Origin of the sequence: Bacillus sp. PS108 (genome assembly GCF_037963335.1) — a bacterium.
GTDB classification, from domain to species: domain Bacteria; phylum Bacillota; class Bacilli; order Bacillales; family Bacillaceae; genus Bacillus; species Bacillus subtilis.
In genome coordinates this window covers 482,347-505,510 of sequence record NZ_CP150155.1, presented here as the reverse complement: position 1 = coordinate 505,510, position 23,164 = coordinate 482,347, and the positions used below count along the sequence as shown (strand labels likewise).

The following is a 23,164-nucleotide window of genomic DNA, read 5'->3' as shown; positions in this document are numbered from 1 at the left end:
TCTATTACATAGTATGGTTCAAAACATGAAAAATAGCAGGGTGCGTTCAATGATGCGGAATATTTCGACAGCAAATTATTGCCCGGGAAACTTTTTGTCGATTTGTTGAATGTTTGTAAATTGGCCAAGAATAGGACTCTTTTCATCTTTACAGGCTATTGCGGACATTGTATACTGAAGTTAATTGATAATGATTATCAATATCGTTTGATTGGAGGTTGGTGACACAATGACACCTCAGTCTGCAGAAATCAGAAAAAAACAGCTCATTCATCTGTTAATACAGAATGGTATATACAAAAAGTCAAAGCGTCATCTGTATGAATTGTCGCTGACGGAGTTAGAAAGTGAATACAACCATGTCAGGAGGGCGCCGGAGCATGCCGAAGCGTAAAGTGAAAACTTACCAACAGCTGATCCAGGAAAACAAAGAGGCGATTATGGGCAATCCAAAGCTGATGAACGTTATTTATGACAGGATCGACCGCAAGCATCAAAAAAATCTGCAAGAGCAAAACAATACATAAAAAGAGCCGGTAAGGCTCTTTTTTTATGACTCAAATGCTTCAGCTGCGAGCTTGTGTATCACGGCGTCATCCATCGGCGGGTTGTGAAGACCGGCGCGCACATCACGGTAATAGCGCTGAAGCGGGTTGGTTCGTTCCAGGCTTTTGGCCCCGACAATTCTCATCGCTTTATCAACAACAGACAGTGCAGCGTTTGTGACGATATGTTTCGCCGCACCGAGCTCGCTGGTCAAGTGTGGACGCCGCACCGGATCGTCATACAATTGAGCGATATGAAAAAGAAAGTGTCTGGCATTGAGCAGTTCAAGCTCCATTTCGCCTGTTCTTTGCTGTACGGCCGGGACATTCTTGATCGGTCCATTCAAACTGTTTGGAGAATATTCAGATGCAAATTGCACTGCATAGTCACGAGCAGCTTGAGCAACACCAAGATAAATCGCCGGAATGTGAAGCAGCCAGCCATTCGGCTTAGCTCCGCGAGGCCCTTGAAGCAGTTCCACCAGCTTATTCTCATCAAGCATGACTTCGTTCAGTACAAGGTCATGGCTCCCAGTCGCCCGCATCGCCATCATATCCCACGTTTCTTCAATCGACAAGCCGGGATCATCTTTATGAATGAGAAACACACCTGTTGTTTGTTTTTCTTCAATCCATGCGGTTACTAAAAAATAATCCAGTGCTTGTGACATCGTCGTAAAGGTTTTTCTCCCGTTCACTGCCCATTTGCCATCCTTTTTGACGGCGTTTGTACCGGGACGCCCTCCTCTTGTCGGGCTTCCGGTTTTCGCTTCAGTCGCCGCCCTGTTAATGACAGCTCCGTTCTGGACTTCCTTGGCAACAAATGCAAATACGTCTTCATCCCAGCTGTTGCCTTCTCCAAGCTCCCCGATTACACTCAAATGCCAGCCGATGCTAAGAGCCATCGGAGCATCTCCCCGTGCAAGCCGTTCTTGAAACAGGAGCATATCGTAAACAGAAATGCCCCCTCCGCCATGAGATGCCGGCAATGTTAATGCTGTATACCCAGCATCACGCAGTTTTTGTATTTTCTCTGCAGGAAAACGTCCCTGTTCGTCATCTTCAGCAGCTGTTTGATGAAATTCATCCGCAATCCGTCCGATTTTCTCCATCCATTGCCGCTGTTGATCGTTTTGTATAAATAATGACATCCGGCAGCCCCCCAGTTTTAATTCCGATAAATTTAATATGTATTATAGATTTCCTGCCCTTTTTCCGCAACTGTTAACCTTTTGCCCAGTATAGAAAAACACGCCGTTCCCCAAGGGAACAGCGCGATTACACAGGATTTGCATCCCGGTCTTGTTTCATGCCGAGATAAATCAGCATATATGTCAGGTAACCCATCGTCATCACCAGGCCGCCAAAGAAAAAGCTTGAGAAAATCGGCTCTTCAAAAGCGGTCACTGCGGCCAACACAATCCAGCTGGCATACAGATAGATGATAAAATAGCGGATGCCCGTCTTCATTTTATATATCATGTACAGTCCCACGAGAGAAAACAACCCAAGCGCGAGCCTGAAATAAACAAGATGTTCAAACTGAAACATAAATGACACAAATGAGAATCCAAGCAGCAATACAATCGGTAAAGCGGTAATAAAGTTCCTCAATCGAGACACCTCCGTCAGTACCTTTAGTATAAACCAAAATATCACTTGATATTGATTTACGTGAGCTTTTTCACAAAAATGTCATTCCTTGCCTTTAGACCCGAACATCCCGTTTACAGAAGCACCACCAGCCAACAACGATGAAGAATATGGCATGTATGATGAGAATTCCAATTGAGAACAATGGCGTCATGCCTGAAAACAACGCTGTCTCTCCGCTTCTGTATTGCGTAAAGTCAGTGTTCGCAAAAAGCAAAAAGCTGCCCCACTTGTTTTCAAACAACTTCATGAGCTGAACAAGTGTACTCGCTCCGTATAAAACGACAAAAGAAACAACAACTGCTACCGCGCTGTTGCGGAACAGCGAAGAACAAAGCAGCCCGAATAATCCCATCATTACAGCTTCAAGCCAGTTTGACCCGATCAGCGCCAAGGTGTTGACCAGCAATGTCTTTGATTCCGCAGTCACCGATGTGCCAAAAAACACGAGACCGAATAATAATGCCAGAATGTAGTATGCCAAATACAAATAGAAGCTGACCATCACGACTGTGATTAATTTTGACCAAAAGACCTTTTGGCGTTTAACCGGACGAATGAGCAAAAATTTGATCGTCTTTTTATCAAATTCCATCGAAACAATTGTTGCTGCAATTACGATCGTTAAAGCCTGCAGCAAAATGTTCAGGCTCGGTGTATACGATAAATAGCCGATGAAGTTTTCATCTGTTCCGGCACTGATGACAATCCGTTTAATGATCAATGCCATGAAGAATTGAAAGACAGCCATCAGGATAAGAGAAACCAAAGTGACCTTCCGATTAAAAAGTTTCATATGTTCATTCCAAATTAATTTAGACAAGCTCTTCTCCCTCCTCTTGATGAGCTGTTGTCGCTTTTATAAATTCGTCTTCCAGTGACTGCGTGTAAGGCGTAATGGAAAATACATTCAGATCTTGTCCGACAAGTGATCGGTTCAGCTCCGGTATGTTTTCTTTTGCCACCTCAACTACAATCGCCCCAGCTTGGCACTCAGCTTGATATTGATTGCCTGTCAGCCAATTGAGCGCTTTTTCTTGCGGCTGCACTTCTATAATCGCTTTTTCTGTGGTTTGGCCAGTTCCTTGTAAGCTGACTTCCGCTTTGATCTCACCTTTTTGAATGATGATGACACGGTCGCACAAGTCTTCAACCTCGCGCAATAAATGAGTGGCGAACAGGACAGCTGTTCCTTCCATTTCTGCGAGTTCCTTAACATGATCGCGAAAATCCTTCATCCCCGCAGGATCGAGGCCGTTTGTCGGTTCATCTAGAATGAGAAGCTTCGGCCGGTGAAGAATTGCCTGGGCGATTCCCAGACGCTGGCGCATCCCAAGGGAATAGGTTTTCACCTTATCATGAATCGCTGACGTCAGCCCGACACGTTCCACCACTTCATCAAGCCGTTCATCCGCTATTTTTTTGTGCATATTCGCAAAGTGCTTGAGGTTTTCCCAGCCTGTCAGGTACGGATAGAACTCAGGGTTCTCAACAATCGCTCCAACCGCTTCCATCGCTTTTTCAAACTCTGTATCATGCTGGAATCCGCTGATTGTCACGCTTCCGCTGTTTTGTTTCAGCAGCCCGACGATGATACGGATGAGTGTTGTTTTTCCGGAACCATTTGGACCGAGCAGGCCGATGATTTCGCCCTCCATAACGTCCATGCTGATCTGTTTTAAAATCTGTTTAGACCCAATCTTTTTATCGAGGCCTTCAATATGTAAAATCGGCTCAGCCATAAAGCCTTCCTCCTTTTTCGACAAAAAATAAACAGTGCCCAACATTAGGCACTGTTTGTATTATAGCATTTGTTGCTTCCAAATGTTTGGTTAAACCGATGATGAGCGTTTGCTCCGACTGTTTGTTCTTTTCAGTTTCTGTAATGATGACAGGCATTGTCACCTGTTGTGTTCACCACTGTGCGAAGCAATGCCAAACTCCAATTCCGAGTCTTAATTCCATGCCCTGAACAGGCAGGCCGGCAGATCGAGGCACACTCATTATTCGATTTTAAACTACTTTTTATCGCTATTCTCTCGGGGTCCTTTAGACCTATCTTCCTTGTTGGTGACATCCAGAATATCAAGGAGAAACACAAAGATCGGAATCCCGATAATTAAACCCCAAATGCCGAAGAAGTGTTCAGAGAAAATGAGTACTGTGAAGGTGAAAAAGATTGGCAGCTCTGTTTTCGCCGACATCAGCTTCGGATTTAAGAAATAGGTTTCGATCGCATGAATGGCGAATATGACAAGAACAATGTAGAGCACATACATTCCACCGCCAGTGCTGTAGGCGATAATGCTGAGCGGAATCAGGGAAATGACGACGCCTGCTACAGGGATCAATCCAAGGAAGAACACCATAATCGAAAGCCCAAACAGCTGCGGAAAATGCATAATCCAAAGTGCGATAAACGTCAGAATACAGTTGACGAGCGCAATGATAAATTGAGCCTCGAGCACCTTGCCGAACGTTCTTGCAAATTTGCTTCCGAAAAAAGCAATTTCCTCATAAAAGACCCTCAGTTTGCTCGTTTTAAATTTCGCCATGAATTCAGAAAGCCGTTTTTTCTCAAATAAGAAAAACATGCTGAGAATGAGCGCCATCACGACCTGCAAGCCGAATGTGCTGATATCGGCCAGATACGTATACACTACATTGAAGCCCTCTTTGACATATGAACTGATGTTAATATCTCCGAAGACACTGGTGATCTCATCAAAGAAAGGGATGCTGTCAGGATGATACGCAATATGTTTAATCTGCTTTACCAGCTGCTGGATCTGCGCCGCGACGACTGGATAAAACACAAAGCCCCCGACTGTAAGCAGCACAGCCAGCAACATGTAAAGAAACGTAATGACAACCCGCTGGCTCACGCGGAAGAACTGGCTTACAAACTGCCGCACGACAAGCTCCAAACGATCCATTAGAAATGTGAAAATGAAGGTAAGCAATATTAAGTTGATCATGCTCTTAAATAGATATAACACACCAGTTAACACGACAAAGATGGAGAAACGCCTTACTCCCGGGTGCTGAAAAAATTTAACTAAAGCGGCCATTTATACACTCCTGTTAGGACAAACGTCCTTCATTCAATATAGTATCCATTTGTAAATTATATAACAAAAAAATGCTGAGGTCTCTGTCCTTACCTTAATAATTCTTAAACAATTAAAAAAACGGCCCATGGATGGGCCGTTCTTTTTTTCAGACTGCTGTTTTCATTTTTTTCATGCCTTCCACAGCCTCTACGCTTTTTGCTTCATCAAATTCATTTTCGCTTTTGGCAACAATGATCGTGGCGATTCCGTTTCCGATCAGGTTCACAATGGCTCTTCCTTCACTCATGAAACGGTCAACCCCGAGCAGGAGTGCAAGACCCTCCAGCGGAATGACCTGCAGCGCTGACAGCGTTGAGGCAAGGACGATAAATCCGCTTCCCGTCACACCTGCCGCTCCCTTCGATGTCAGCATCAGAACGAGGATAATCGTAATTTGCTGGCCGATGCTGAGGTCTACTCCAAACACCTGTGCCAAAAAGACAGTTGCCATTGATAAATAAATGGATGTGCCGTCGAGGTTAAACGAATAGCCCGTCGGAATAACAAGCCCGACAACTGATTTGGAACAGCCGTAGCGCTCCATTTTATCCATCATACGCGGAAGCACCGATTCGGAAGAGCTTGTGCCAAGCACGATCAAAAGCTCATCCTTAATGAAGCGAAGGTAATTCCACAGGCTGAATCCGTAAAGCTTGCAGATGATATTTAAAGCAACAAATACGAACAGGAACATCGTAATATAAACAGACATCATTAAGCTTGCCAGCGGTTTGATGGAATCGAGCCCGAAGTGTCCGATTGTATACGCCATCGCCCCGAATGCCCCGATTGGCGCGGCACGCATAATGTAGCCGATAATTTTGAAAAAAACGTGAGAAACCTTGTCGAAGAAATCAATGACGCTTTTCCCTTTTTCACCTAATGCCGCAAGACCCACTCCGAAAAGAATAGAAAAGAATAAGACCTGCAAAATGTCCCCTTTTGCGAAGGCATCAACCATGTTGGATGGAACAATGTGTGTAACAAATTCAATCCAGTCGATTCCCTGACCGCCATTTTGCGTGTATTGTGATACATCTCCCTTTTCAAGCTTGCTGTAATCAAGACCCGCACCCGGCTTCATAATATTGACGACAAATAAACCGATAATGAGTGCGAGGGTGGTGACAACCTCGAAATAGATAAACGCTTTTCCCCCTACTTTTCCAACCTTCTTCATATCGCCCATTTTTGCAATCCCGAGAACGATTGTGAAGAAAATAATTGGTGCGATCACCATTTTAACAGCGTTGATAAATGTATCGCCAAGCGGTTTCATTTCTTTGCCGACATCTGGCCAGACCAGCCCGACAATGACCCCAATGATGACCGCGGTTATGACCTGAACTGTTAAATTTTTAAACAGTTTCATATCCTTCATCCCCCTGTCCTATTCGCCTTTTGTGTCTTTCTTACTAGAATGATAGCGTTTTCATAACGTCTGGGGAAGTTTATGATCATAACGGACATTTTGGTCTTTTTGGTCTCAGGTTTATCCTTTTAACACGTAGCGGTTGACCGGCCGGCCGACTCCGCCGTATTGAACGTCCAATTTGATGATCCCGGTTTTTTCTAAGTAATCAAGATATCGTCTGGCTGTCACTCTGGCGATGCCGAGCGCCTTGGCGACCTCTTCAGCAGAAAGGGATGCGGTTTGCTGTTTCAAAAAAGCAGTGACTTCATTCATCGTGAAGTGATTCAACCCTTTCGGCAGATCCTGTACGGCCTGCTGCGGAATATTCAGGATCGCATCGAGCTGTTCCTGGGACAGCGTATCATTCGCTTCGATTTTTTGTTTATATTGCTTGTACTTTTCGAGTGCCTGTCTCATTCGCTCAAGCTTAAACGGCTTTAAGATATAGTCAACCGCCCCGTTTTGCAGCATGAGTGAGATCGTTTCCTTGTCTTTTGCAGCGGAGACGACAATGACATCCACTTCAAGCTTTTGCTTTCTGATCTCCTGCAAGGTCTTGATGCCGTCTTTTTTCGGCATGTACACATCGAGAATGACGAGATCTGGCTGTTCTTCTTTAATCAGCTTCATGCCTTCCTCTCCGTTTCCTGCCGTTGCACAGACAGTAACGCCTTTAACAGTTGTAATGAAATCCTTATTGACCTCTTGAACCATCGGATCGTCTTCAATGAGCAGAACCTTCCATTCTTTACGAGCCATGCTGTACTTCCTCCCCCTTCATTGGAAAAACGATAGAAAAAGATGTCCCCTGCCCCGCATGTGAATCAACTTCTATCGTGCCCGATCCTTTGTCTATGATTTGTTTCACTAGATACAGGCCATAGCCTGTGCCGCCAGTTTTATTGACCGTAAAACCTTTGTCGTAAAGGCGAGGCATATGTGCCGGATCAATTCCGCAGCCGTTATCTTCTATTAAAATAGCAAGGATATCATCCGTTTGTTCGATACTAATGTCAATTCGTTTTTCTTCAGATTGAACGGTTTCAAATGAGCCGAAGGCATTTTCAATCAGATTCCCCAAAAGCACGACAATATCATGCTGATCAACATGCTCGGGAAATTGCTGAAGACTGCTGTTTTCATCTATATGAACAGCAATGCCGAGCTCTCTTCCCCTCCTGATTTTACTTAATAGAAGGCCTGCCGCAGCGTCATTTTGAATCGAGCGGTGCAGAAATTCAGTCACATTTTCCTGCTCAGTTGATGCCTGGAATGCAAGCTGCAAGGCTTTTTCAGATTTCCCCAGCTGGATGAGACCGGCGATCGTGTGCAGCTTATTCATATGCTCATGGTTTTGGACACGGAGCGCCTCCACAAAGTTTCTGACACCAGTCAATTCCTCTGCCATCTTGGCCGCTTCCGTTCTGTCCTGAAAAATCGCGACGGCGCCGATCACTTTTTTCTTCATGACGATCGGAATTCTGCTGCTCATGATGACTTTTCCGCTGACACGAATTTCTTCATTATAAACCGCTTTGTTCCGCTCCACGATTTCGGGCAGGCGCGAATCCTTGAGTACCTCCCAAATCACCTTGCCGATCAGATCCCCCTGCACTTCAAAGATCTGTTTCGCTTTTTCATTGAAAATCGTAATAATGAGACGATTGTCAATGGCGATCACCCCTTCATTCATCGAGTGAAACGTCGCTGTCCGTTCTTCATACATTCGGACAATCTCATGGGGTTCAAGCTGAAACATTTGTTTTTTGATATGGCGGGCCAGCAAAAAGGAACCAGCAAGGCCGAAGCCGAGTGTCAGCACAACGATGAAGGCGATATCACGCTTTAAATGAAGCAGGATGTCAGCGATCCCCGGCAGCGTTTTTCCGACAAGCACCACGCCTATTTGGTTCAGGTCTTGATCCTTAACCGGATAAAAAGCGCGAACCGCCGTGCCGAGCTCGCCCTTTGCTTCAGAGAAATAAATGTGCTCCGCAAACGCTGCCTCCTCGTCTGCACCTTCTGATTTCTTGCCGATGCTTGTGCTGACAGGATGCGTATATCGGATATGATTCATATCCATGACGACAATATAGTCTGCTTCATTAATCATCCTGATTTCTTCAACCGCATGGCGAACAGCTTCTGTTTGTTTTTTTCGCGCCAAGGCTTCTTTCACTTCTGTCATCTCTGACACCGTCCGTGCCGTATTCATCAGCCGCTTTTTCAGCTCCCGCTCCTCTGTATGCTGAATGTTGCCGATGAGCACAATGCCGCCGATCAAAAAGGAGAAAATGACGAGTATATAGGATAAGATTGTGATTTTCCAACGGATTGAGAGCTTCTTTTTGTTCATCAGCTTCTCCTTTCGGATCTTTACGAATGTCATTGCCCCCATTATCCTTAACATAGGGGAGGGCTTTTCATGAAGAGTTTGCTTGCATGTCTCGCACTGATGATCGCTGGAATTGCAACCGCTTTATTTATTGGATTCCATGATCATACAGGCAATAAAAAGATTGTTTATGATGACGACCAGGAAGGCCTGCAGGATCAAATCGTGTTTAAATTCAGCCACGTGGTTGCTGAAAATACGCCAAAAGGGCTGGCCGCCAATAAATTCGCTGATCTGGTGAACGAAAAATCAGGCGGGAAAATAAAAATAGAAGTATTTCCGAATGGAAGCCTGTACTCGGATATTGAAGAAATTGAAGCATTGCAAAACGGTGATGTTCAATTTATCGCCCCCTCCACATCGAAGCTCGGCATGCTCTCGCCTGAATGGGGAGTGCTGGATCTGCCGTATGCATTTACAGATTACAACGCCGCCAAAAAAGGGCTGAACGGAAGCATCGGCACACAGCTGTTTGATTCTCTAAAGAAAAACCAATTAAGAGGACTGGCCTATTGGACGAACGGCTTTAAGCAAATCACAACAAATCAAGGGCCGGTCAAAACACCGGATGATTTAAAAGGGCAGGATCTGCGCATTATGCAAAGCGATGTGATTGAGGATCAGTTCAAGCTGCTTGGCGCAACACCTCATCAGGAATCCTTCAATTCTACCTTTCAGCTGTTAGAAAACAATGTAGTCGATGGCGAAGAAAATACAATTTCAAACATCTATTCTAAAAAATTTTATAATGTTCAGGACTATTTGACAATAAGCAGCCACGGTTACCTCGGCTACGCTGTCATGACTGATGAACACTTCTGGAAGGCGCAAACACCAGAAACAAGACGCATTTTGACTGAAGCGATGAAGGAGACGACGGAGTGGAATGAAACGTATGCCGAACAAATGAACAAGGAGCAGCTGGAAGAAATCAAAAAGAATTCTGCTATACATATTTATGAGCTGTCAGATAAAGAGAAAAAAGAATGGATGAAGCGTCTTGACCCTGTTTACCGGCAGTATGAGCCCATCTTTGGCCGGGAGCTGATCCGGGAACTGTTGGAGCTGCGAATAGATTCATAGTTCCTATCTCGATACGCTGTTTTTCGTTTATCTTTCTATCGATCGGAAATATAAAAAGAGATAAACGAAAAAGGAGATGGGTACATGTTTAAGCACACAAAAATGCTGCAGCATCCTGCTAAACCAGATCGTCCAGATCCATTATTCGCTAAAAAAATGCAAGAAATTTTAGGCGGGCAATTCGGAGAAATTTCAGTTGCCATGCAGTACTTATTTCAAGGCTGGAACACAAGAGGAAATGAAAAATACAAGGACTTGCTGATGGATACGGCAACTGAGGAGCTCGGGCATGTTGAAATGATCGCAACGATGATTGCCAGACTTCTTGAGAATGCCCCTCTTGATCAGCAGGAAAAAGCTGCTGAAGATCCGGTCATCGGCTCCATCCTAGGCGGCATGAACCCTCACCATGCGATTGTATCAGGACTTGGCGCCATGCCGGAAAGCAGTACAGGCGTACCTTGGAGCGGCGGTTATATCGTAGCAAGCGGAAACCTGCTGGCAGACTTCCGCGCCAACCTGAATGCAGAATCACAGGGCCGTCTGCAGGTCGCACGCCTGTTTGAAATGACGGATGACAAAGGCGTCAAAGATATGCTCAGCTTCCTGCTGGCGCGTGACACAATGCACCAGAACCAATGGCTTGCCGCCATTAAAGAATTAGAAGCACAGGAAGGTCCGGTTGTGCCGGGTACCTTCCCGAAAGCGCTCGAAAAACAAGAGTTCTCACATCAGCTTATCAATTTCTCTGAAGGCGAAGAAAGCGCCAAGCAAAACTGGCTGAATGAAAAAGCGCCGGACGGAGAAGCCTTTGAATATGTGAAAGAGGCAAAAACGTTTGGAGAAAAACCGGAGTTAAAACCAGCACCGCCTTATGTTCATAATACACTTCCGGGACGCGAGTAAAGAGACAAGCCCAAAACATGATGTTTTGGGCTTTGATTATGCCTTCAGAACCGTCCAGTTTGGTTCGTACCGGATATCGGGGTTATGTAACAGATCGTGAACGAACGGTTTATCCTCTTCGTACACCGTCACCTCTATCGAAAGAATTACAGCCTTCTGATCGTTTTCCTCGTATATGCTGTCATGTTCGTTCTCCATAAAATGATCATAGGCTTCTCTGTTTTCCCATACACTGATGATTTCTGCGGTGGGCGGCTCGTCTATCGTTTTTCGCCAGCCGCCGGCCTGTTTGATAAAGCCGCTTATATGCGATAATGCTCCCCACTGTGACTGCGCTTTTGCAAATGCTTCAGCGTTTGCAGCGTCTACTTCACATATCATCTTTTTGATTAGCATGGCTGCTCCTCTATGATGACGGTTTCGGCTTGTTTATGCTCCACACAGAGATTAACCGTTCTGACATAAGAGCGTGTGCGGTGAACCGTGCCTTTCGGGATCAGCAGGCTGTCATTTGCTTTGAGCACCGCGGTTTCTTTGTCCTTAAAATCGATCAGCAGCTCCCCTTCAAGAACAATAAACAATTCGTCTGAGTCAGGGTGATGGTGCCAGTCATATTCTCCCGTAAACACCGCAAGGCGCACGCAGTGGTCGTTGACCTCTGAGATTGAAAAATTGGCGTGCTTTTCTTTGACTTCATTTGCGATGGCGAGCAAGTTTTGCATCTTGGACATTAGCGAAAACCCCTTTTTCACTTATTGTATCGCAATAGTGGCATAAATTGAGAAGATTCCAAAAAAAAGCGATCCAGCTGATGTGCCGGATCGCTTTTTTATTTACAGGTTGTCTGCCTTTATGCTTTTGATTAGTCGTTGTTGCGGGCGTTTCCGCCTTTTGAGCCAATTTCTTGGTAGAATTCTTTATCATGATTTTTGCTTGTTGCCTCTCCGCCTTTTCGGCCGATTTCTTGATAGAATTCTTTGTCATGATTTTCGCTAGTGGCTTCTCCGCCTTTTTCACCGATTTCTTGATAGAACTCTTTGTCATGGTTCTTGCTAGTGGCTTCTCCGCCTTTTTCGCCGATTTCCTGATAGAATTCTTTGTCATGGTTTTTGCTAGTGGCTTCTCCGCCTTTTTGACCAATCTCTTGATAGAATTCTTTGTCATGGTTCTTGCTTGTTGTTTCTCCGCCTTTTCTACCTGCTTCTTCTCTGCTCATTTTGTTATTGTCTGCCATTTTGAATTCCTCCTTTAATTGGTGTTGGTTGTTGTATTCCCGCTCACAATTCTTTTAAACAAACAAAACACATTGGGTATGTTTCCACTAAAAAAAGCAGGCGGATCGCGGTGTCCGTCTGCTTTCTGCTATTCCATCTCTCGTTCTGTTTCTTTCAGTCGTTCAAGAATGCGCCTCTTTTTGTACAGCATCATGCCTGTCTCGGTAATGTCGTTTAATGTTGAGCGATTGGCAGCGGCGCCAAAAACCATTCCGGCAACCGGCACCATCTGGAAAAGTTTTTTCCAGCCAAACGTGTCTCGATAGCCCAAAACGACTTCTCGCCAGCCTTGGATTTGAGAAGCGACATTCTTATATGTACGGTCTTGATCGTAGTGTTTTAATTCTTGCAAAATCGATCTTTTGCCGACAACATCAGCCGACGTCAGCTGCAGACATTTCACAATGAAGACGCGTTCTTTTTTCTCCTTTGGGTCATAGCCGTATGCGACTGCGATATCCTGTAATGTTTTTAGTGATAAGCCAAGCACTGCCGGAATGTCTGCCGCCAGCGTAAACACGCCGCCCACACCGGTTGTCGCGCCTTGAACGGTTGCTGCGTTGGTTCTGTTTTTGCCCATTCCTTCCGCAATTTCATCCATGACAGGAAGAGGCGCTTTCCGGATGTCCTCCAGCGATTCAAAGATCTCCTCCGGCAGTTTCTTTTGAAATATCCTGATAATCTGTTTTTCAGATGTCAGGTACTGTCCGCCTGTTTGAACAAAGCTGCCGACCTCATCCAAGAGCTTGCCGATCTTTTTCTGGATGAATTCCGGTGTCAGCTTGTCCAGGAGTTGAAACGGGAGACGGCTGAGCTTTTCCCAAAACCAGACTTTTTGCTGATCTTTTTCCCATTTCTCTATCTCTTTTAATTGCTGATGTAAGTCTTCTTTTCGTTCTGTTGGCACCCAATCCGCACTTCCCTTCCGTTTTTTCTACTATATAGTATACCTTCATTTTTTCGGATGCGTTTTTATTTTTCACCTGCGGGTACCATTTTTATAAAAGGAAAAGGAGTGATGGACATGCCTTGGTCGATGAAGGATTATCCTGCTTCATTAAAAAATCTTGAGAAGCCGGTGAGAAAAAAGGCAATAGACATTGCGAATGCGATGATTGATGAAGGCTATGAGGAAGGGCGCGCGATTCCAATTGCGACAAGCAAAGCGAAGGAATGGGCGGAAAACGCCTCTACAGATGAAATTGATGATTTCCTGACGCATGATGATGAGACAGAACGCGATGCTGATCCAAGCAGCGGCAGCGGCCCCGAGCTCATGAATAAAGCAGAGCATGTTATTAAGCATAAAAAAGGCTGGGCAGTCAAAGCCGAGGGCGCCAAACGTGTGTCTGAAATCAAGGATACAAAGAAAGAAGCGATTGAACGGGCAAAGGAAATCGCGGCGCATAAAGGCACTGAGGTCATTGTTCATTTAGCTGACGGCAGTGTGCAGAGAAAGATTAAAACAGGATCATAAAGGAATATGCTTTTAGGTGTTTCGAAATGATCAGGAGCGGTTATTGATTGGTAAATCATTTATGAGAGGTGATCATGATGCTTAGCTTTTTGGTTTCATTAGTTGTTGCAATTGTTATCGGATTAATTGGGAGCGCCATTGTAGGAAACCGGCTGCCGGGAGGAATTTTCGGCTCTATGATTGCCGGGCTGATCGGCGCTTGGATTGGGCACGGACTTCTTGGCACATGGGGACCGAGCCTCGCCGGCTTTGCTATTTTCCCGGCCATCATCGGGGCAGCCATCTTCGTATTCTTGCTGGGCCTTATATTCCGCGGGCTGCGGAAGGAAGCCTAGACTCATTAGATACAGAAGGCATCGTTTCGAACTGAAACGATGTCTTTTTATATGGGACCTTATCCCGAATCCCTACATATCATGTTACATAACAGGGAAAAATTCAGAAGTGTATTTTGAACATTTTCGGTTGACAAGAAACCGGGATGGTCATATGATGTAGATAAAATAATTTGCCTTAAGGAAACTCTTTGTTGTACGGCAAAAACAAACAGAATTCAGGTGAGACATGATGAACAAGGACATCACAGCACAATCTCCCCGTTCCAAAGCCGTCCAAGATGCGCTTGACGGGAAAATCAGAGGATTCAGAGGGCTGCTCCCTTTTCTCGGCCCTGCATTTATAGCAGCCATTGCCTATATTGATCCCGGCAACTTCGCAACGAATATTTCGGCGGGTTCTAAATACGGATATATGCTCTTATGGGTGATCTTATTTTCCAATATCATGGCCCTTTTAATTCAATCCCTATCCGCCAAACTCGGTATTGCGACAGGCAAAAACCTGCCTGAGGTTGCCCGTGAAGAATTCCCGAAGCCTGTCTCGATCGGATTATGGATTCAGGGCGAGCTGGTCATTATCGCAACTGATCTGGCGGAATTTATCGGAGCGGCTCTGGGACTGTATTTGCTGTTCGGCATTCCGATGCTTGAAGCGTCTATTATTGCGGCGATCGGTTCTTTCGCGATATTGGAGCTTCAGCGCCGCGGTTATCGCTCACTTGAAGCCGGTATTGCCGGTATGCTGTTTGTGGTCGTGATCGCCTTTGCGCTGCAGACCTTTTTCGCAAAGCCTGATGCCGTGTCAGTGATGAAGGGCCTTTTTGTCCCGGCGTTTCATGGCACCGACAGTGTGCTTCTTGCAGCGGGTATTCTTGGCGCAACTGTTATGCCGCACGCCATTTATTTACACTCTGCCCTTACACAGCGGCGGGTGGTTGGCAAAACTGATGCAGAACGGAAGAAAATCTTTAGGTTTGAATTTATTGATATTTTAATAGCGATGCTGATTGCAGGGGCTATTAATGCAAGTATGCTGATTGTGGCTGCTGCATTATTCTTCAAAAACGGCCTGTTTGTTGAGGATCTTGACGTCGCATTTCAGCAATTCGGACATCTTGTCAGCCCTATGTCTGCGGCTTTATTCGGGATCGGGCTGCTCGTTGCCGGTCTATCCAGTTCGTCTGTCGGCACACTTTCAGGCGACGTGATTATGCAAGGATTTATCAACTACCGCATTCCGCTGTATGTACGGCGTTTTATCACGATCATTCCGCCGATCTTGATCATCGCGTCAGGTGTTAATCCGACGACCGCTCTCGTACTGAGCCAGGTCGTGCTGTCCTTCGGGATCGCCTTTGCCCTCATTCCGCTTATTATGTTTACAAGCAATAAACGGATCATGGGATCTCTGATAAACGCCAAATGGGTCACAGTGGTGTCTTGGCTGATTGCTGTATTGATCGTTGCTTTGAATGTGTTTTTAATTGTAGATACGTTTCGATAAAAAAACCGGCTTCTAAAGCCGGTTTTTATTTTTCCGCAAAAGCTCATTGATACCCTTTTTGACAGAAATTTGTTATGATAGAAGAAAAATCGGAGTTTTGATGATGTCAGTATTTATTCTGTTTTATTTGTGGATTGTTCCTATTGTTATCGGCATTTTATGTTCTGTTGCTGCCCATAGATCCAAGGGAAAAATGAGAGTCGCGCCCGGCATTGCCATGATCGTGCTCAGTATTATTTCCCTAATCACGGCGTTTACGGCCGGACACACAAATTTCCACGTGTTTATCGGCGGCATGTTTTTATTCGGCACCTTCTTGGTCGGTTCTGCTTTTCCTTTCTTCTTCGGGCTGAAGAAAAAAGAGAAATAAGCTTATAATGAGAAGAGTTCTGTAAGATTTGATAAGAATAAACATACAAGGACAAAAATAATTGACTAGGTAAAATTAAGACTGCCGACTCACATCGACAGTCTTTTAACTATACAATTGTATTTATTTCGTGTTAATTAACAAAAACAAGAAGTCCTTAAGATTAGCTAAAAATAAAAACAAATAACAAAATAGCACTACTCCACTTAATCGTTTATTTTTGAAAAATATGCACTTGTCATTTTGTCCTTTTTTTGCATAGTTATAATCGTGATAACAAGCGTAGATCATTCCAATTGATCCGATTAAATAAATAATAATCTTAATGTAATCAAACATAAAACCCCTTCCCCCTAAATTGGATTGAAAAGACATAATAATTATAACAGTCTGACATTAACATTTAAACGATATTTTAAATGGTGGGATTTCTTAACTTTTGGTTGAAAATATTCCTAAACTTCAGTTTAAACTTATCATAAATTCGTGATAAAAACTTGTACAATTTCCTATACTCCGTATCCGTTATAAACAATAAATCAAGGGCTATCATTATAACACCAAATTGAAGAAGACCCATAAATATAATTATAGATAAATGAAAAAGAATTGAACCTATAAGCAGGGGAATTTTAAAATACCTATTCCAAACTAATATTGGAAACATTAGCTGGAGAAACAATGCTGAGTATGTTCCTAATACTAGAAGATAAGGGTTATCAATAACGAGATTTGTAAACCCTTTGTTTATACTATATTCATCAACCTGTAGTATATAGTAAAGTGCGGTCCCATGGGTCCACATTTTTCCTTGCGCTTTGTTAAAGCCCGCAAAAAAATAAAGTAAAGACACTTGAATCATTGAAATCATCACTGAGAAATTGTGAATAATAATAGTAACTTTAGACTTTTCTTTCGAACGGGATTCAGTATGAATAGTAAAAAACTCACCTAAGGATGCAAAAATAAGATACAACATAATAAGAATAAGAATATTATTACCACCGTCATGTATGTAAGGATTCCTTTGATATAAAGACCAAACCCAAATAAAATTTATGATGCTGACTACTCTCATTTTATACCCTAATATATACAGAGTATTAATGACTATTCCACTTATAAAAATAAACTCAAAATATAACTGTGAGTCACTAAAAAGATATAGAGAAGTAAAACCATAAGCTTCAAAGCATTTTTCAAATGAATAAAAAGCATTAGGTCCCCATATTTCATTCCTTTGAGCAAAGTGAATTAAATAAGTAAACATAATATGTAATCCAATAAATATCCTTAAGATGCTTGAACCTATTAAATAATGCATTTTATTTGACATTAAATGATTAAAATTTCTGAACTTATTTAAAATAATTTTCAAATTAAATCTCATTCCTTTGTTAGTAAATTGATATGGGGGAACTGCTGTACATTAAATTTTGACTTCCCCTTCTTTCCATACTCAGGAAACGATTCTATAGACAACTTAACATCTAATGATTCTAATTTTACTTTCTTACTTCTCTCTATTTTTTTCACAGCTATACTAGATATAATTTGGATGTACTCGTTCTCAATTAATTGTTTATTCTTCTTTTTATCATTCAGCTTTAGATACGGTTGAACCTCAAAGACAGCACCAGAAAGCGCAGTTTTCATTAATCTGTTTGGTGAAAATAAATTGTTTTTAATGTCTGCATTATAACTTTCTGTAATATCTATCCACTCAGTATATTCTTTTTGTCCTTTATTATTTGTAAAGACCCCCCTGCAGATAATATTGTTATTTGTGCTTACCGGATCTGGGGCAAATAATTGCCAGTTTTGAGTAAATAATGGATTCATATACGTTGAAATTAATTTCTCATGCTTAAAGTTAACAGGATTTAACGGCAAGTTATACATTATCATTATTATTGTATGGAATACTACTAATAAAGAAAGGAACAAAACAAGTAAATTATATTTCCTCTTTGTCTTCAAATTATACAACCTCCATTTGAAAAGGAAGGGAGGCCCCTTCCTTTTTACCTACCAAATTCCGCAACTTCTGAAATATCAATATCCTTGTGATCTTGAGGATTCACTATATAACATGCATATTTTCTAGCAGGAGCTGCACTATATATAGATTGTGCATTAGCTTTGTTTGCTTGTTTTCCCAACCAATTTCCAGCGGCTTTAATGCCATCATAAACTGCTGCACTAACAATACCGGCAGCAACTCCAGCAGCAAATGCATTTTTTGTTGTGTATTCATCTTCACCAGTATTTAATTCAATATGTTTTACCTGTTTAATATGCTCTGGTGCAGCTTGCGTTGTATAAGAATTCGCAAAAAATGTTACTCCTAATACCCCTATTGAAATTGTACTAAATAACTTATTTTTCATAATCTAATTCCCCTTATACTTATTTTTATCGACCGAAACACTTAGCCTTATAGTTCCTCCTTTTTAAAAAATTGGAAATACAAGGACATAATAACATATCATTTTTTTATATGTAAACACTTTCTTACAATACATCTATGATCCTATGAGTCGACATCTAAATCTAAAAATAGGTTTTTCAATTTAATTAAAAGGGTTATTGGGAGTTATCCCAATAACCCTTAGTTATATTCACTAAAATAACCGTTTCAAACTTTTTTTCAGTGACGGCATTTCAAATTTTTGGTTTTCGAAGAAGTTTTTCAGCATGTACTTGCTAAAGCCTTTCGCCTGCCCGTAGGTGATTTTGCCAGGAAGCGGCGGTTCGTTTCCAATCATGACATCCACAACGACCGGTTGGTCAGAGTGCAGCGCCTCATGGAATGCCGGCGCAAGCTCTTCCGCTTTAGTCACTTTGATGCCCTTTGCTCCGCAGCTTTCTGCAAATGCGGCATAGTCGACATTTTGAAGTTTTGTGACATAGTCGATATTGCCTTTGACCTGCTGCTCGTACTCAATCATGCCAAGATTTTCGTTGTTTAAAATGACGACTGTGATCGGGAGCTTATATTTGACAGCGGTCGGAAGATCCTGCATGACCATGGAAAATCCCCCGTCACCACAGACGGCGATCGCCTGGCGTTCCGGTTCGGACAAGCTCGCTGCAATCGCTCCCGGCAGGCCGCAGCCCATTGTCGCAAGCCAGCTGGAAACGATGAAATCCTGATTCGCGTTCATTTTGAAATGACGCGCCATCCAGACTGTCACAGTGCCGACATCTACAGAGAGCACCGCATCATCGGCTGCCGCTTCCTGAAGACGGGCCACGACCTGCTGAGGTTTAAGCGGTGTTGTTGCCTCTGTCTCATCTTTTTCAATTTCGTTCCACCAATGCTGCATATGTTCTGTGCAGGCATTCAGGAATCTTCTGTCTTCCTTGCGTTCAATATACTCTGTCAATTCGCACAGACCGAGAGCCGAATCACAGACAAGGCCCGCTGTCACCGGATACCGTTTTCCGATTTTTGCCGGGTCTGAATCGAGCTGTATCGCCGGCGTGTCATCAGGCAAATAATCACGGTACGGGAATGACGTTCCGAGCATGATTAATAAATCACATTCCTCCATTGCCTCGTAAGCCGGCTTTGTTCCGATCTGACCGAGGTTGCCGAGAAAATGCGGGTGCTTATCGGGAACAACACCCTTTGCCGGGAGTGTAACAACGATCGGAGCGGCGGCTTTGTCCGCAAATTCTAAGAGCTCCCGTTTCGCCTTTTTCATTCCCTGCCCTGCCAGGATAATCGGCTTCTTAGCGTTATTAATATATTGGGCGCAGGTGACGAGCTGTTCTTTTTTCGGTTCAAGGTTCCCTTCAATATACACCGGTGAAGTATACACGGGCTCCCGTTTGATTTTCTCCGCAAACAAATCATCTGACACGCTCAATACCGCAACGCCTTTTTTGCTGTAGGCGGTCCTGATCGCCTGATTTAAGAGATCCGGAAGTGATTCTGCGCTATGTACCTCTCTGTTGAACACAGCCACGTCCTCAAACATTTGCTCCAGCTTAATCTCCTGGAAATAGTCCCGTCCGACTTCGCCAGAAGAAACCTGTCCTGCAATCGCCAGCACAGGGGCGCCGTCCGCTTTTGCATCATATAAACCATTTAATAAGTGCACCGCTCCCGGCCCTGCGATTGACAGACAGACTCCGATCTTGCCGGTGAGTTTTGCTTCAGCTGCGGCTGCCAGTGCCGCTACCTCTTCGTGGCGGGTTTGAATGAACTTCAGTTGATTTCTTTCGTGTCTTAATTCTTCAATAAACTCATTTATACTGTCTCCGGGGATGCCGTATACATGATCAACTCCCCATTGCTCAAGCAGCTCTGTCATTGCTTGTCCTGCAGTTTTGTGTGCCATAACGTATCCTCCTTTTTCCTTTTTTCAATACCACAGGAGAAAGGCTTTAAAACCCGGAGACCTGAATCACTTGCCCAGTCTTCTTTTCAACAGGTCGATCCGCGAGCAACCCTCTATCCTTGACGGTGACATTTACATCTTGAGCGCCATTCTTGAAATCATTGATCTGCCTTTTTCGGTTCGGCACCATAAAAAGCGGCAAACGCTCCGGGGAAACCCACTTTAATCCCGCTGTCTCTGTGCCGTCAGCCACTGCTTGTCCGCCTGTTATGCTTCCGAAAAACACATGCTGTTCATCTTGAAACTTTGGCCTTTGGTAAACACCTATTTTCGCAGAAAGCGCTGCATTGTATCCCGTTTCTTCCAATACCTCCCGCACTGCCGCTTCCTCAGCCGATTCCCCGGGATCAACCCTGCCGCCCGGCAAATCCCATAAAGGGACATCTTTTCGTTTCACCAGCAGAATTTGCTGACTTTCGTTCAATACGATCACAAAAGCACCTTGTGTATACACTCCATACCTCCTTTTCCCGCAAAAAAGGACCAAGGTAATTCCCTTGGTCCTAGAGCTTTACTTTTTAAAATGATACGGCAGTGTGGCAACCATTATGTCCTTTTTCCAGAACAGCCGGACTCTGAGGAGGAAGGCCGATTGGTTGTGAAGGATGGTGTGCCAGCGTTTTTTCGTTATAAATTGCGGAAACAGCACCATAACGGAAAACTGCTCCTTCTTCGCTTTTGCCTCAACTGTTTCCAAAAACTTATCAAACGGATGGACAAGGCTTCTGTACGAGGAGTGAAGCGTAACGAGACGCACGCCGTTATTAAGCTCTTCCCAGCGTTTTTCGAATTTCTTTTCCTGTTCTCTGTCAAATGACACGTGAACGGCGATCACTTGATCGGACAGTGATTTCGCATAGTGAATCGATTTTTGTACGACGGTGGTGACACCGGCCACAGGCACAATCACAACGGTGCCTTTGATTTCTTCCGGCTCTTTGTCTACGATGCGAAGCTGTTCACCAACCGCAGTATAGTGATTTTTAATCGCAAAAAACAGCAAAACGACGATAGGCATAAAGATTAACACAGGCCATACGACATTAAACTTCGTCACAAACAGAATGGATAGAACCATAAATGATATCAGAGCACCGCAGGAGTTGATCAGCATTTTTCCGATCCAGCCTTTTGGTTTTTGCTTGATCCATTTCATGCACATGCCGGTTTGTGAAAGTGTAAATGGAATAAATACGCCCACAGCATATAACGGGATTAAGTGCTCCGTCTGTCCTCCGAATAAGATAATGAGAACAATGGAGGCAAAGCCTAAAAAGATAATCCCATTTGAGAAGCCTAAGCGGTCGCCCCTGACTGTAAACATTCGCGGCATATACTGGTCTCTCGCCAGGTTGAAGGCAAGCTGCGGGAAGGCTGAAAATCCCGTATTTGCCGCAAGAACCAAAATAAGCGATGTGACACCTTGGATGACATAGTAGAACACATTCCGTCCGAAGGTTTCGGACGCAATTTGTGAAACCACTGTTTCATCAGGCTTCGGCGCCGTACCATACCCGTACGCGAGCACCGTGATGCCGGAGAACAGAATCGCCAGCAAAATCCCCATCATCGCAAGCGTTCTTGCCGCGTTTCGCGCAGGCGGGTTTTTGAATGCAGGAATCGCATTAGAAATGGCCTCAACTCCGGTCAACGCTGAGCAGCCGGAGGAAAAAGCCTTAAGCAGCAAAAAAAGCGTAATGCCGGCTACAGGTGTGCCCAGCGGTGTATGATGGGCTGGCTGGTCTATTTGTCCTGTCATGAGTTTAAACAACCCGACTGCAATGAGAACCAAAAGCGCCACCACAAACAGATAAACCGGGTAGGCAAGAATGGATGCCGATTCCGAAAGACCGCGCAGGTTCAAAATCATAATCACTAACACGAGAAAAATAGCGATCGGCACATGATAATCATGCAATGCAGGAAAGGCTGACGTGATGGCGTCCGTGCCGGCGGAAATACTTACCGCTACTGTTAAAATATAATCAACAAGCAATGAACCGCCCGCAATCAATCCCGGTTTTTCACCGAGATTTTCTTTAGAAACGATATACGCCCCGCCGCCCTGCGGATAAGCGTAAATAATTTGCCTGTATGAAAGAATCAGTGCGAGCAGTAATATGAGAACGCCCACCGCAATCGGAATGGAGTACCAAAATGCGGCAGCACTGATTGTTGCCAAAATGATTAGAATTTGTTCTGTCCCATATGCGACAGATGACAGCGCATCTGAGGAAAGCATAGCCAAGGCTTTTAATTTCGTCAGTTTTTGCTCTCCAGCTGCTTGGGATTTTAGTGGTTTCCCAATCAAAAAACGTTTGATTGAATGATACATCGATGTCTTCCCCTTTTAATTTCTCATTTTTCAATTAAAACAATAAAACATCAGTGTCTTGCTCTCACATGTTGATGATAGTCCTTTCTGCTATGATGTCTCTGTATGCGATTTGCATTCAAAAATGAACAACAAAAAACACAGAGGCAAACGGATGCCCCTGTGCCATAACATCGAACACAGGTTTCATTCATCTCCTCTCACGAACGCTTACGAGGTTAGCTGACGGATTCGGGCATATGAGAGTTAGCCCTACCTAAAAAGGATTCACCCCAACGGCAAAAAGCCGTTCTATTGGGTCCCCCGCTCTGATTTCAGATTAAGCGATTTGTTTTCTAAAAGAGATCA

At 43.9% G+C, this 23,164-nt stretch carries 25 protein-coding genes, 1 pseudogene and 1 riboswitch; of the genes and pseudogenes, 8 read left to right on the top strand and 18 right to left on the bottom strand.

Features of this window, described 5'->3' with window-relative positions:
• Positions 1-229 precede the first annotated feature (229 nt).
• Entirely contained in the window at positions 230-394 is a 165-nt protein-coding gene (locus NSQ16_RS02565) for a Fur-regulated basic protein FbpA (protein WP_014478893.1), read from the top strand.
• Complete coding sequence (fbpB, locus tag NSQ16_RS02560) at positions 348-527, top strand: Fur-regulated basic protein FbpB (RefSeq protein WP_072592579.1); 180 nt, start codon at positions 348-350, stop codon at positions 525-527. The genes NSQ16_RS02565 and fbpB overlap by 47 nt, the downstream gene beginning before the upstream one ends.
• A 23-nt stretch (positions 528-550) precedes the next feature.
• Here fbpB and NSQ16_RS02555 read toward each other — a convergent pair whose 3' ends face one another.
• From NSQ16_RS02555 to dctS, 8 genes are all read right to left on the bottom strand, one after another.
• Complete coding sequence (locus NSQ16_RS02555; RefSeq protein ID WP_160221357.1) at positions 551-1,696, bottom strand: acyl-CoA dehydrogenase family protein; 1,146 nt, start codon at positions 1,694-1,696, stop codon at positions 551-553.
• A 127-nt stretch (positions 1,697-1,823) separates the two neighbouring features.
• Positions 1,824-2,159, bottom strand: a complete 336-nt coding sequence (locus NSQ16_RS02550) for a hypothetical protein (protein ID WP_003225151.1) — start codon at positions 2,157-2,159, stop codon at positions 1,824-1,826.
• A gap of 94 nt (positions 2,160-2,253) precedes the next feature.
• Positions 2,254-3,021, bottom strand: coding sequence for an ABC transporter permease (locus tag NSQ16_RS02545; protein ID WP_015715273.1), 768 nt, complete (start codon positions 3,019-3,021; stop codon positions 2,254-2,256).
• Positions 3,014-3,940, bottom strand: a complete 927-nt coding sequence (locus NSQ16_RS02540; RefSeq protein WP_080528942.1) for an ABC transporter ATP-binding protein — start codon at positions 3,938-3,940, stop codon at positions 3,014-3,016. Before NSQ16_RS02540 ends, NSQ16_RS02545 begins: the two co-directional genes overlap by 8 nt.
• A 276-nt stretch (positions 3,941-4,216) precedes the next feature.
• Positions 4,217-5,269 (bottom strand): AI-2E family transporter, encoded by a 1,053-nt coding sequence (locus NSQ16_RS02535; protein WP_003246523.1) that lies wholly within the window; start codon positions 5,267-5,269, stop codon positions 4,217-4,219.
• Between the two features lie 148 nt (positions 5,270-5,417).
• Positions 5,418-6,683, bottom strand: a complete 1,266-nt coding sequence (gene dctP, locus NSQ16_RS02530; RefSeq protein ID WP_014475862.1) for a C4-dicarboxylate transporter DctP — start codon at positions 6,681-6,683, stop codon at positions 5,418-5,420.
• Between the two features lie 120 nt (positions 6,684-6,803).
• A complete protein-coding gene (gene dctR / locus NSQ16_RS02525) occupies positions 6,804-7,484 on the bottom strand; it encodes a two-component system response regulator DctR (protein WP_003234347.1) in 681 nt (226 codons plus the stop codon).
• The gene (gene dctS, locus NSQ16_RS02520) at positions 7,474-9,081 is read right to left on the bottom strand and encodes a two-component system sensor histidine kinase DctS (RefSeq protein WP_327837580.1); all 1,608 of its coding nucleotides are present in this window, start codon (positions 9,079-9,081) and stop codon (positions 7,474-7,476) included. The genes dctR and dctS overlap by 11 nt, the downstream gene beginning before the upstream one ends.
• Before the next feature lie 69 nt (positions 9,082-9,150).
• Between dctS and dctB the strand changes: the two genes are divergently transcribed.
• Together dctB and NSQ16_RS02510 are read left to right on the top strand one after the other, a co-directional pair.
• Complete coding sequence (dctB, locus tag NSQ16_RS02515; protein ID WP_128737521.1) at positions 9,151-10,203, top strand: C4-dicarboxylate TRAP transporter substrate-binding protein DctB; 1,053 nt, start codon at positions 9,151-9,153, stop codon at positions 10,201-10,203.
• 84 nt (positions 10,204-10,287) lie between these two features.
• Positions 10,288-11,109 (top strand): manganese catalase family protein, encoded by an 822-nt coding sequence (locus tag NSQ16_RS02510; protein ID WP_327837575.1) that lies wholly within the window; start codon positions 10,288-10,290, stop codon positions 11,107-11,109.
• Between the two features lie 36 nt (positions 11,110-11,145).
• Here NSQ16_RS02510 and NSQ16_RS02505 read toward each other — a convergent pair whose 3' ends face one another.
• From NSQ16_RS02505 to NSQ16_RS02490, 4 genes are all read right to left on the bottom strand, one after another.
• A complete protein-coding gene (locus tag NSQ16_RS02505) occupies positions 11,146-11,505 on the bottom strand; it encodes a YdbC family protein (protein ID WP_106074080.1) in 360 nt (119 codons plus the stop codon).
• Entirely contained in the window at positions 11,499-11,840 is a 342-nt protein-coding gene (locus NSQ16_RS02500) for a cupin domain-containing protein (protein WP_003246564.1), read from the bottom strand. Before NSQ16_RS02500 ends, NSQ16_RS02505 begins: the two co-directional genes overlap by 7 nt.
• 131 nt (positions 11,841-11,971) lie before the next feature.
• A complete protein-coding gene (gsiB, locus tag NSQ16_RS02495) occupies positions 11,972-12,343 on the bottom strand; it encodes a glucose starvation-inducible protein GsiB (protein ID WP_003246542.1) in 372 nt (123 codons plus the stop codon).
• 128 nt (positions 12,344-12,471) lie between these two features.
• Complete coding sequence (locus NSQ16_RS02490; RefSeq protein ID WP_003234359.1) at positions 12,472-13,290, bottom strand: EcsC family protein; 819 nt, start codon at positions 13,288-13,290, stop codon at positions 12,472-12,474.
• Positions 13,291-13,407: 117 nt separating this feature from the next.
• Between NSQ16_RS02490 and NSQ16_RS02485 the strand changes: the two genes are divergently transcribed.
• The 4 genes from NSQ16_RS02485 (at position 13,408) to NSQ16_RS02470 (ending at position 16,072) form a co-directional block, all read left to right on the top strand.
• Entirely contained in the window at positions 13,408-13,860 is a 453-nt protein-coding gene (locus tag NSQ16_RS02485; protein WP_003246574.1) for a DUF2188 domain-containing protein, read from the top strand.
• A 77-nt stretch (positions 13,861-13,937) separates the two neighbouring features.
• Complete coding sequence (locus NSQ16_RS02480) at positions 13,938-14,195, top strand: GlsB/YeaQ/YmgE family stress response membrane protein (RefSeq protein WP_003246519.1); 258 nt, start codon at positions 13,938-13,940, stop codon at positions 14,193-14,195.
• 229 nt (positions 14,196-14,424) lie between these two features.
• Positions 14,425-15,702: an Nramp family divalent metal transporter gene (locus tag NSQ16_RS02475; protein WP_032680356.1), complete on the top strand. Its 1,278-nt coding sequence runs from the start codon at positions 14,425-14,427 to the stop codon at positions 15,700-15,702.
• Positions 15,703-15,805: 103 nt separating this feature from the next.
• A complete protein-coding gene (locus NSQ16_RS02470; RefSeq protein WP_021481716.1) occupies positions 15,806-16,072 on the top strand; it encodes a hypothetical protein in 267 nt (88 codons plus the stop codon).
• Between the two features lie 415 nt (positions 16,073-16,487).
• Here NSQ16_RS02470 and NSQ16_RS02465 read toward each other — a convergent pair whose 3' ends face one another.
• From NSQ16_RS02465 to kimA, 6 genes and pseudogenes are all read right to left on the bottom strand, one after another.
• Positions 16,488-17,450, bottom strand: coding sequence for a hypothetical protein (locus NSQ16_RS02465; protein ID WP_014478875.1), 963 nt, complete (start codon positions 17,448-17,450; stop codon positions 16,488-16,490).
• Positions 17,451-17,458: 8 nt separating this feature from the next.
• Positions 17,459-18,052, bottom strand: a complete 594-nt coding sequence (locus tag NSQ16_RS02460) for a DUF5819 family protein (RefSeq protein WP_014478874.1) — start codon at positions 18,050-18,052, stop codon at positions 17,459-17,461.
• A 44-nt stretch (positions 18,053-18,096) separates the two neighbouring features.
• Entirely contained in the window at positions 18,097-18,462 is a 366-nt protein-coding gene (locus NSQ16_RS02455; protein ID WP_230488149.1) for a hypothetical protein, read from the bottom strand.
• Positions 18,463-18,696: 234 nt separating this feature from the next.
• A complete protein-coding gene (locus tag NSQ16_RS02450) occupies positions 18,697-20,421 on the bottom strand; it encodes a pyruvate oxidase (protein ID WP_106074079.1) in 1,725 nt (574 codons plus the stop codon).
• A 66-nt stretch (positions 20,422-20,487) separates the two neighbouring features.
• Positions 20,488-20,935, bottom strand: a pseudogene (gene mutT / locus NSQ16_RS02445) (8-oxo-dGTP diphosphatase MutT).
• Between the two features lie 57 nt (positions 20,936-20,992).
• The gene (kimA, locus tag NSQ16_RS02440) at positions 20,993-22,816 is read right to left on the bottom strand and encodes a potassium transporter KimA (RefSeq protein WP_021481720.1); all 1,824 of its coding nucleotides are present in this window, start codon (positions 22,814-22,816) and stop codon (positions 20,993-20,995) included.
• Positions 22,817-23,008: 192 nt separating this feature from the next.
• A riboswitch (cyclic di-AMP (ydaO/yuaA leader) is annotated at positions 23,009-23,152 on the bottom strand.
• Positions 23,153-23,164 lie beyond the last annotated feature (12 nt).

Excerpts from the sequence above, each read along its gene's own strand:
- NSQ16_RS02565 (WP_014478893.1), top strand. The coding sequence starts at position 230 with ATGACACCTCAGTCTGCAGAAATCAGAAAAAAACAGCTCATTCATCTG.
- NSQ16_RS02555 (WP_160221357.1), bottom strand. The coding sequence starts at position 1,696 with ATGTCATTATTTATACAAAACGATCAACAGCGGCAATGGATGGAGAAA.
- NSQ16_RS02540 (WP_080528942.1), bottom strand. The coding sequence starts at position 3,940 with ATGGCTGAGCCGATTTTACATATTGAAGGCCTCGATAAAAAGATTGGG.
- NSQ16_RS02535 (WP_003246523.1), bottom strand. The coding sequence starts at position 5,269 with ATGGCCGCTTTAGTTAAATTTTTTCAGCACCCGGGAGTAAGGCGTTTC.
- dctP (WP_014475862.1), bottom strand. The coding sequence starts at position 6,683 with ATGAAACTGTTTAAAAATTTAACAGTTCAGGTCATAACCGCGGTCATC.
- dctR (WP_003234347.1), bottom strand. The coding sequence starts at position 7,484 with ATGGCTCGTAAAGAATGGAAGGTTCTGCTCATTGAAGACGATCCGATG.
- dctS (WP_327837580.1), bottom strand. The coding sequence starts at position 9,081 with ATGAACAAAAAGAAGCTCTCAATCCGTTGGAAAATCACAATCTTATCC.
- dctB (WP_128737521.1), top strand. The coding sequence starts at position 9,151 with ATGAAGAGTTTGCTTGCATGTCTCGCACTGATGATCGCTGGAATTGCA.
- NSQ16_RS02510 (WP_327837575.1), top strand. The coding sequence starts at position 10,288 with ATGTTTAAGCACACAAAAATGCTGCAGCATCCTGCTAAACCAGATCGT.
- NSQ16_RS02505 (WP_106074080.1), bottom strand. The coding sequence starts at position 11,505 with ATGCTAATCAAAAAGATGATATGTGAAGTAGACGCTGCAAACGCTGAA.
- NSQ16_RS02500 (WP_003246564.1), bottom strand. The coding sequence starts at position 11,840 with ATGTCCAAGATGCAAAACTTGCTCGCCATCGCAAATGAAGTCAAAGAA.
- gsiB (WP_003246542.1), bottom strand. The coding sequence starts at position 12,343 with ATGGCAGACAATAACAAAATGAGCAGAGAAGAAGCAGGTAGAAAAGGC.
- NSQ16_RS02485 (WP_003246574.1), top strand. The coding sequence starts at position 13,408 with ATGCCTTGGTCGATGAAGGATTATCCTGCTTCATTAAAAAATCTTGAG.
- NSQ16_RS02480 (WP_003246519.1), top strand. The coding sequence starts at position 13,938 with ATGCTTAGCTTTTTGGTTTCATTAGTTGTTGCAATTGTTATCGGATTA.
- NSQ16_RS02475 (WP_032680356.1), top strand. The coding sequence starts at position 14,425 with ATGATGAACAAGGACATCACAGCACAATCTCCCCGTTCCAAAGCCGTC.
- NSQ16_RS02470 (WP_021481716.1), top strand. The coding sequence starts at position 15,806 with ATGTCAGTATTTATTCTGTTTTATTTGTGGATTGTTCCTATTGTTATC.
- NSQ16_RS02455 (WP_230488149.1), bottom strand. The coding sequence starts at position 18,462 with ATGAAAAATAAGTTATTTAGTACAATTTCAATAGGGGTATTAGGAGTA.
- NSQ16_RS02450 (WP_106074079.1), bottom strand. The coding sequence starts at position 20,421 with ATGGCACACAAAACTGCAGGACAAGCAATGACAGAGCTGCTTGAGCAA.
- kimA (WP_021481720.1), bottom strand. The coding sequence starts at position 22,816 with ATGTATCATTCAATCAAACGTTTTTTGATTGGGAAACCACTAAAATCC.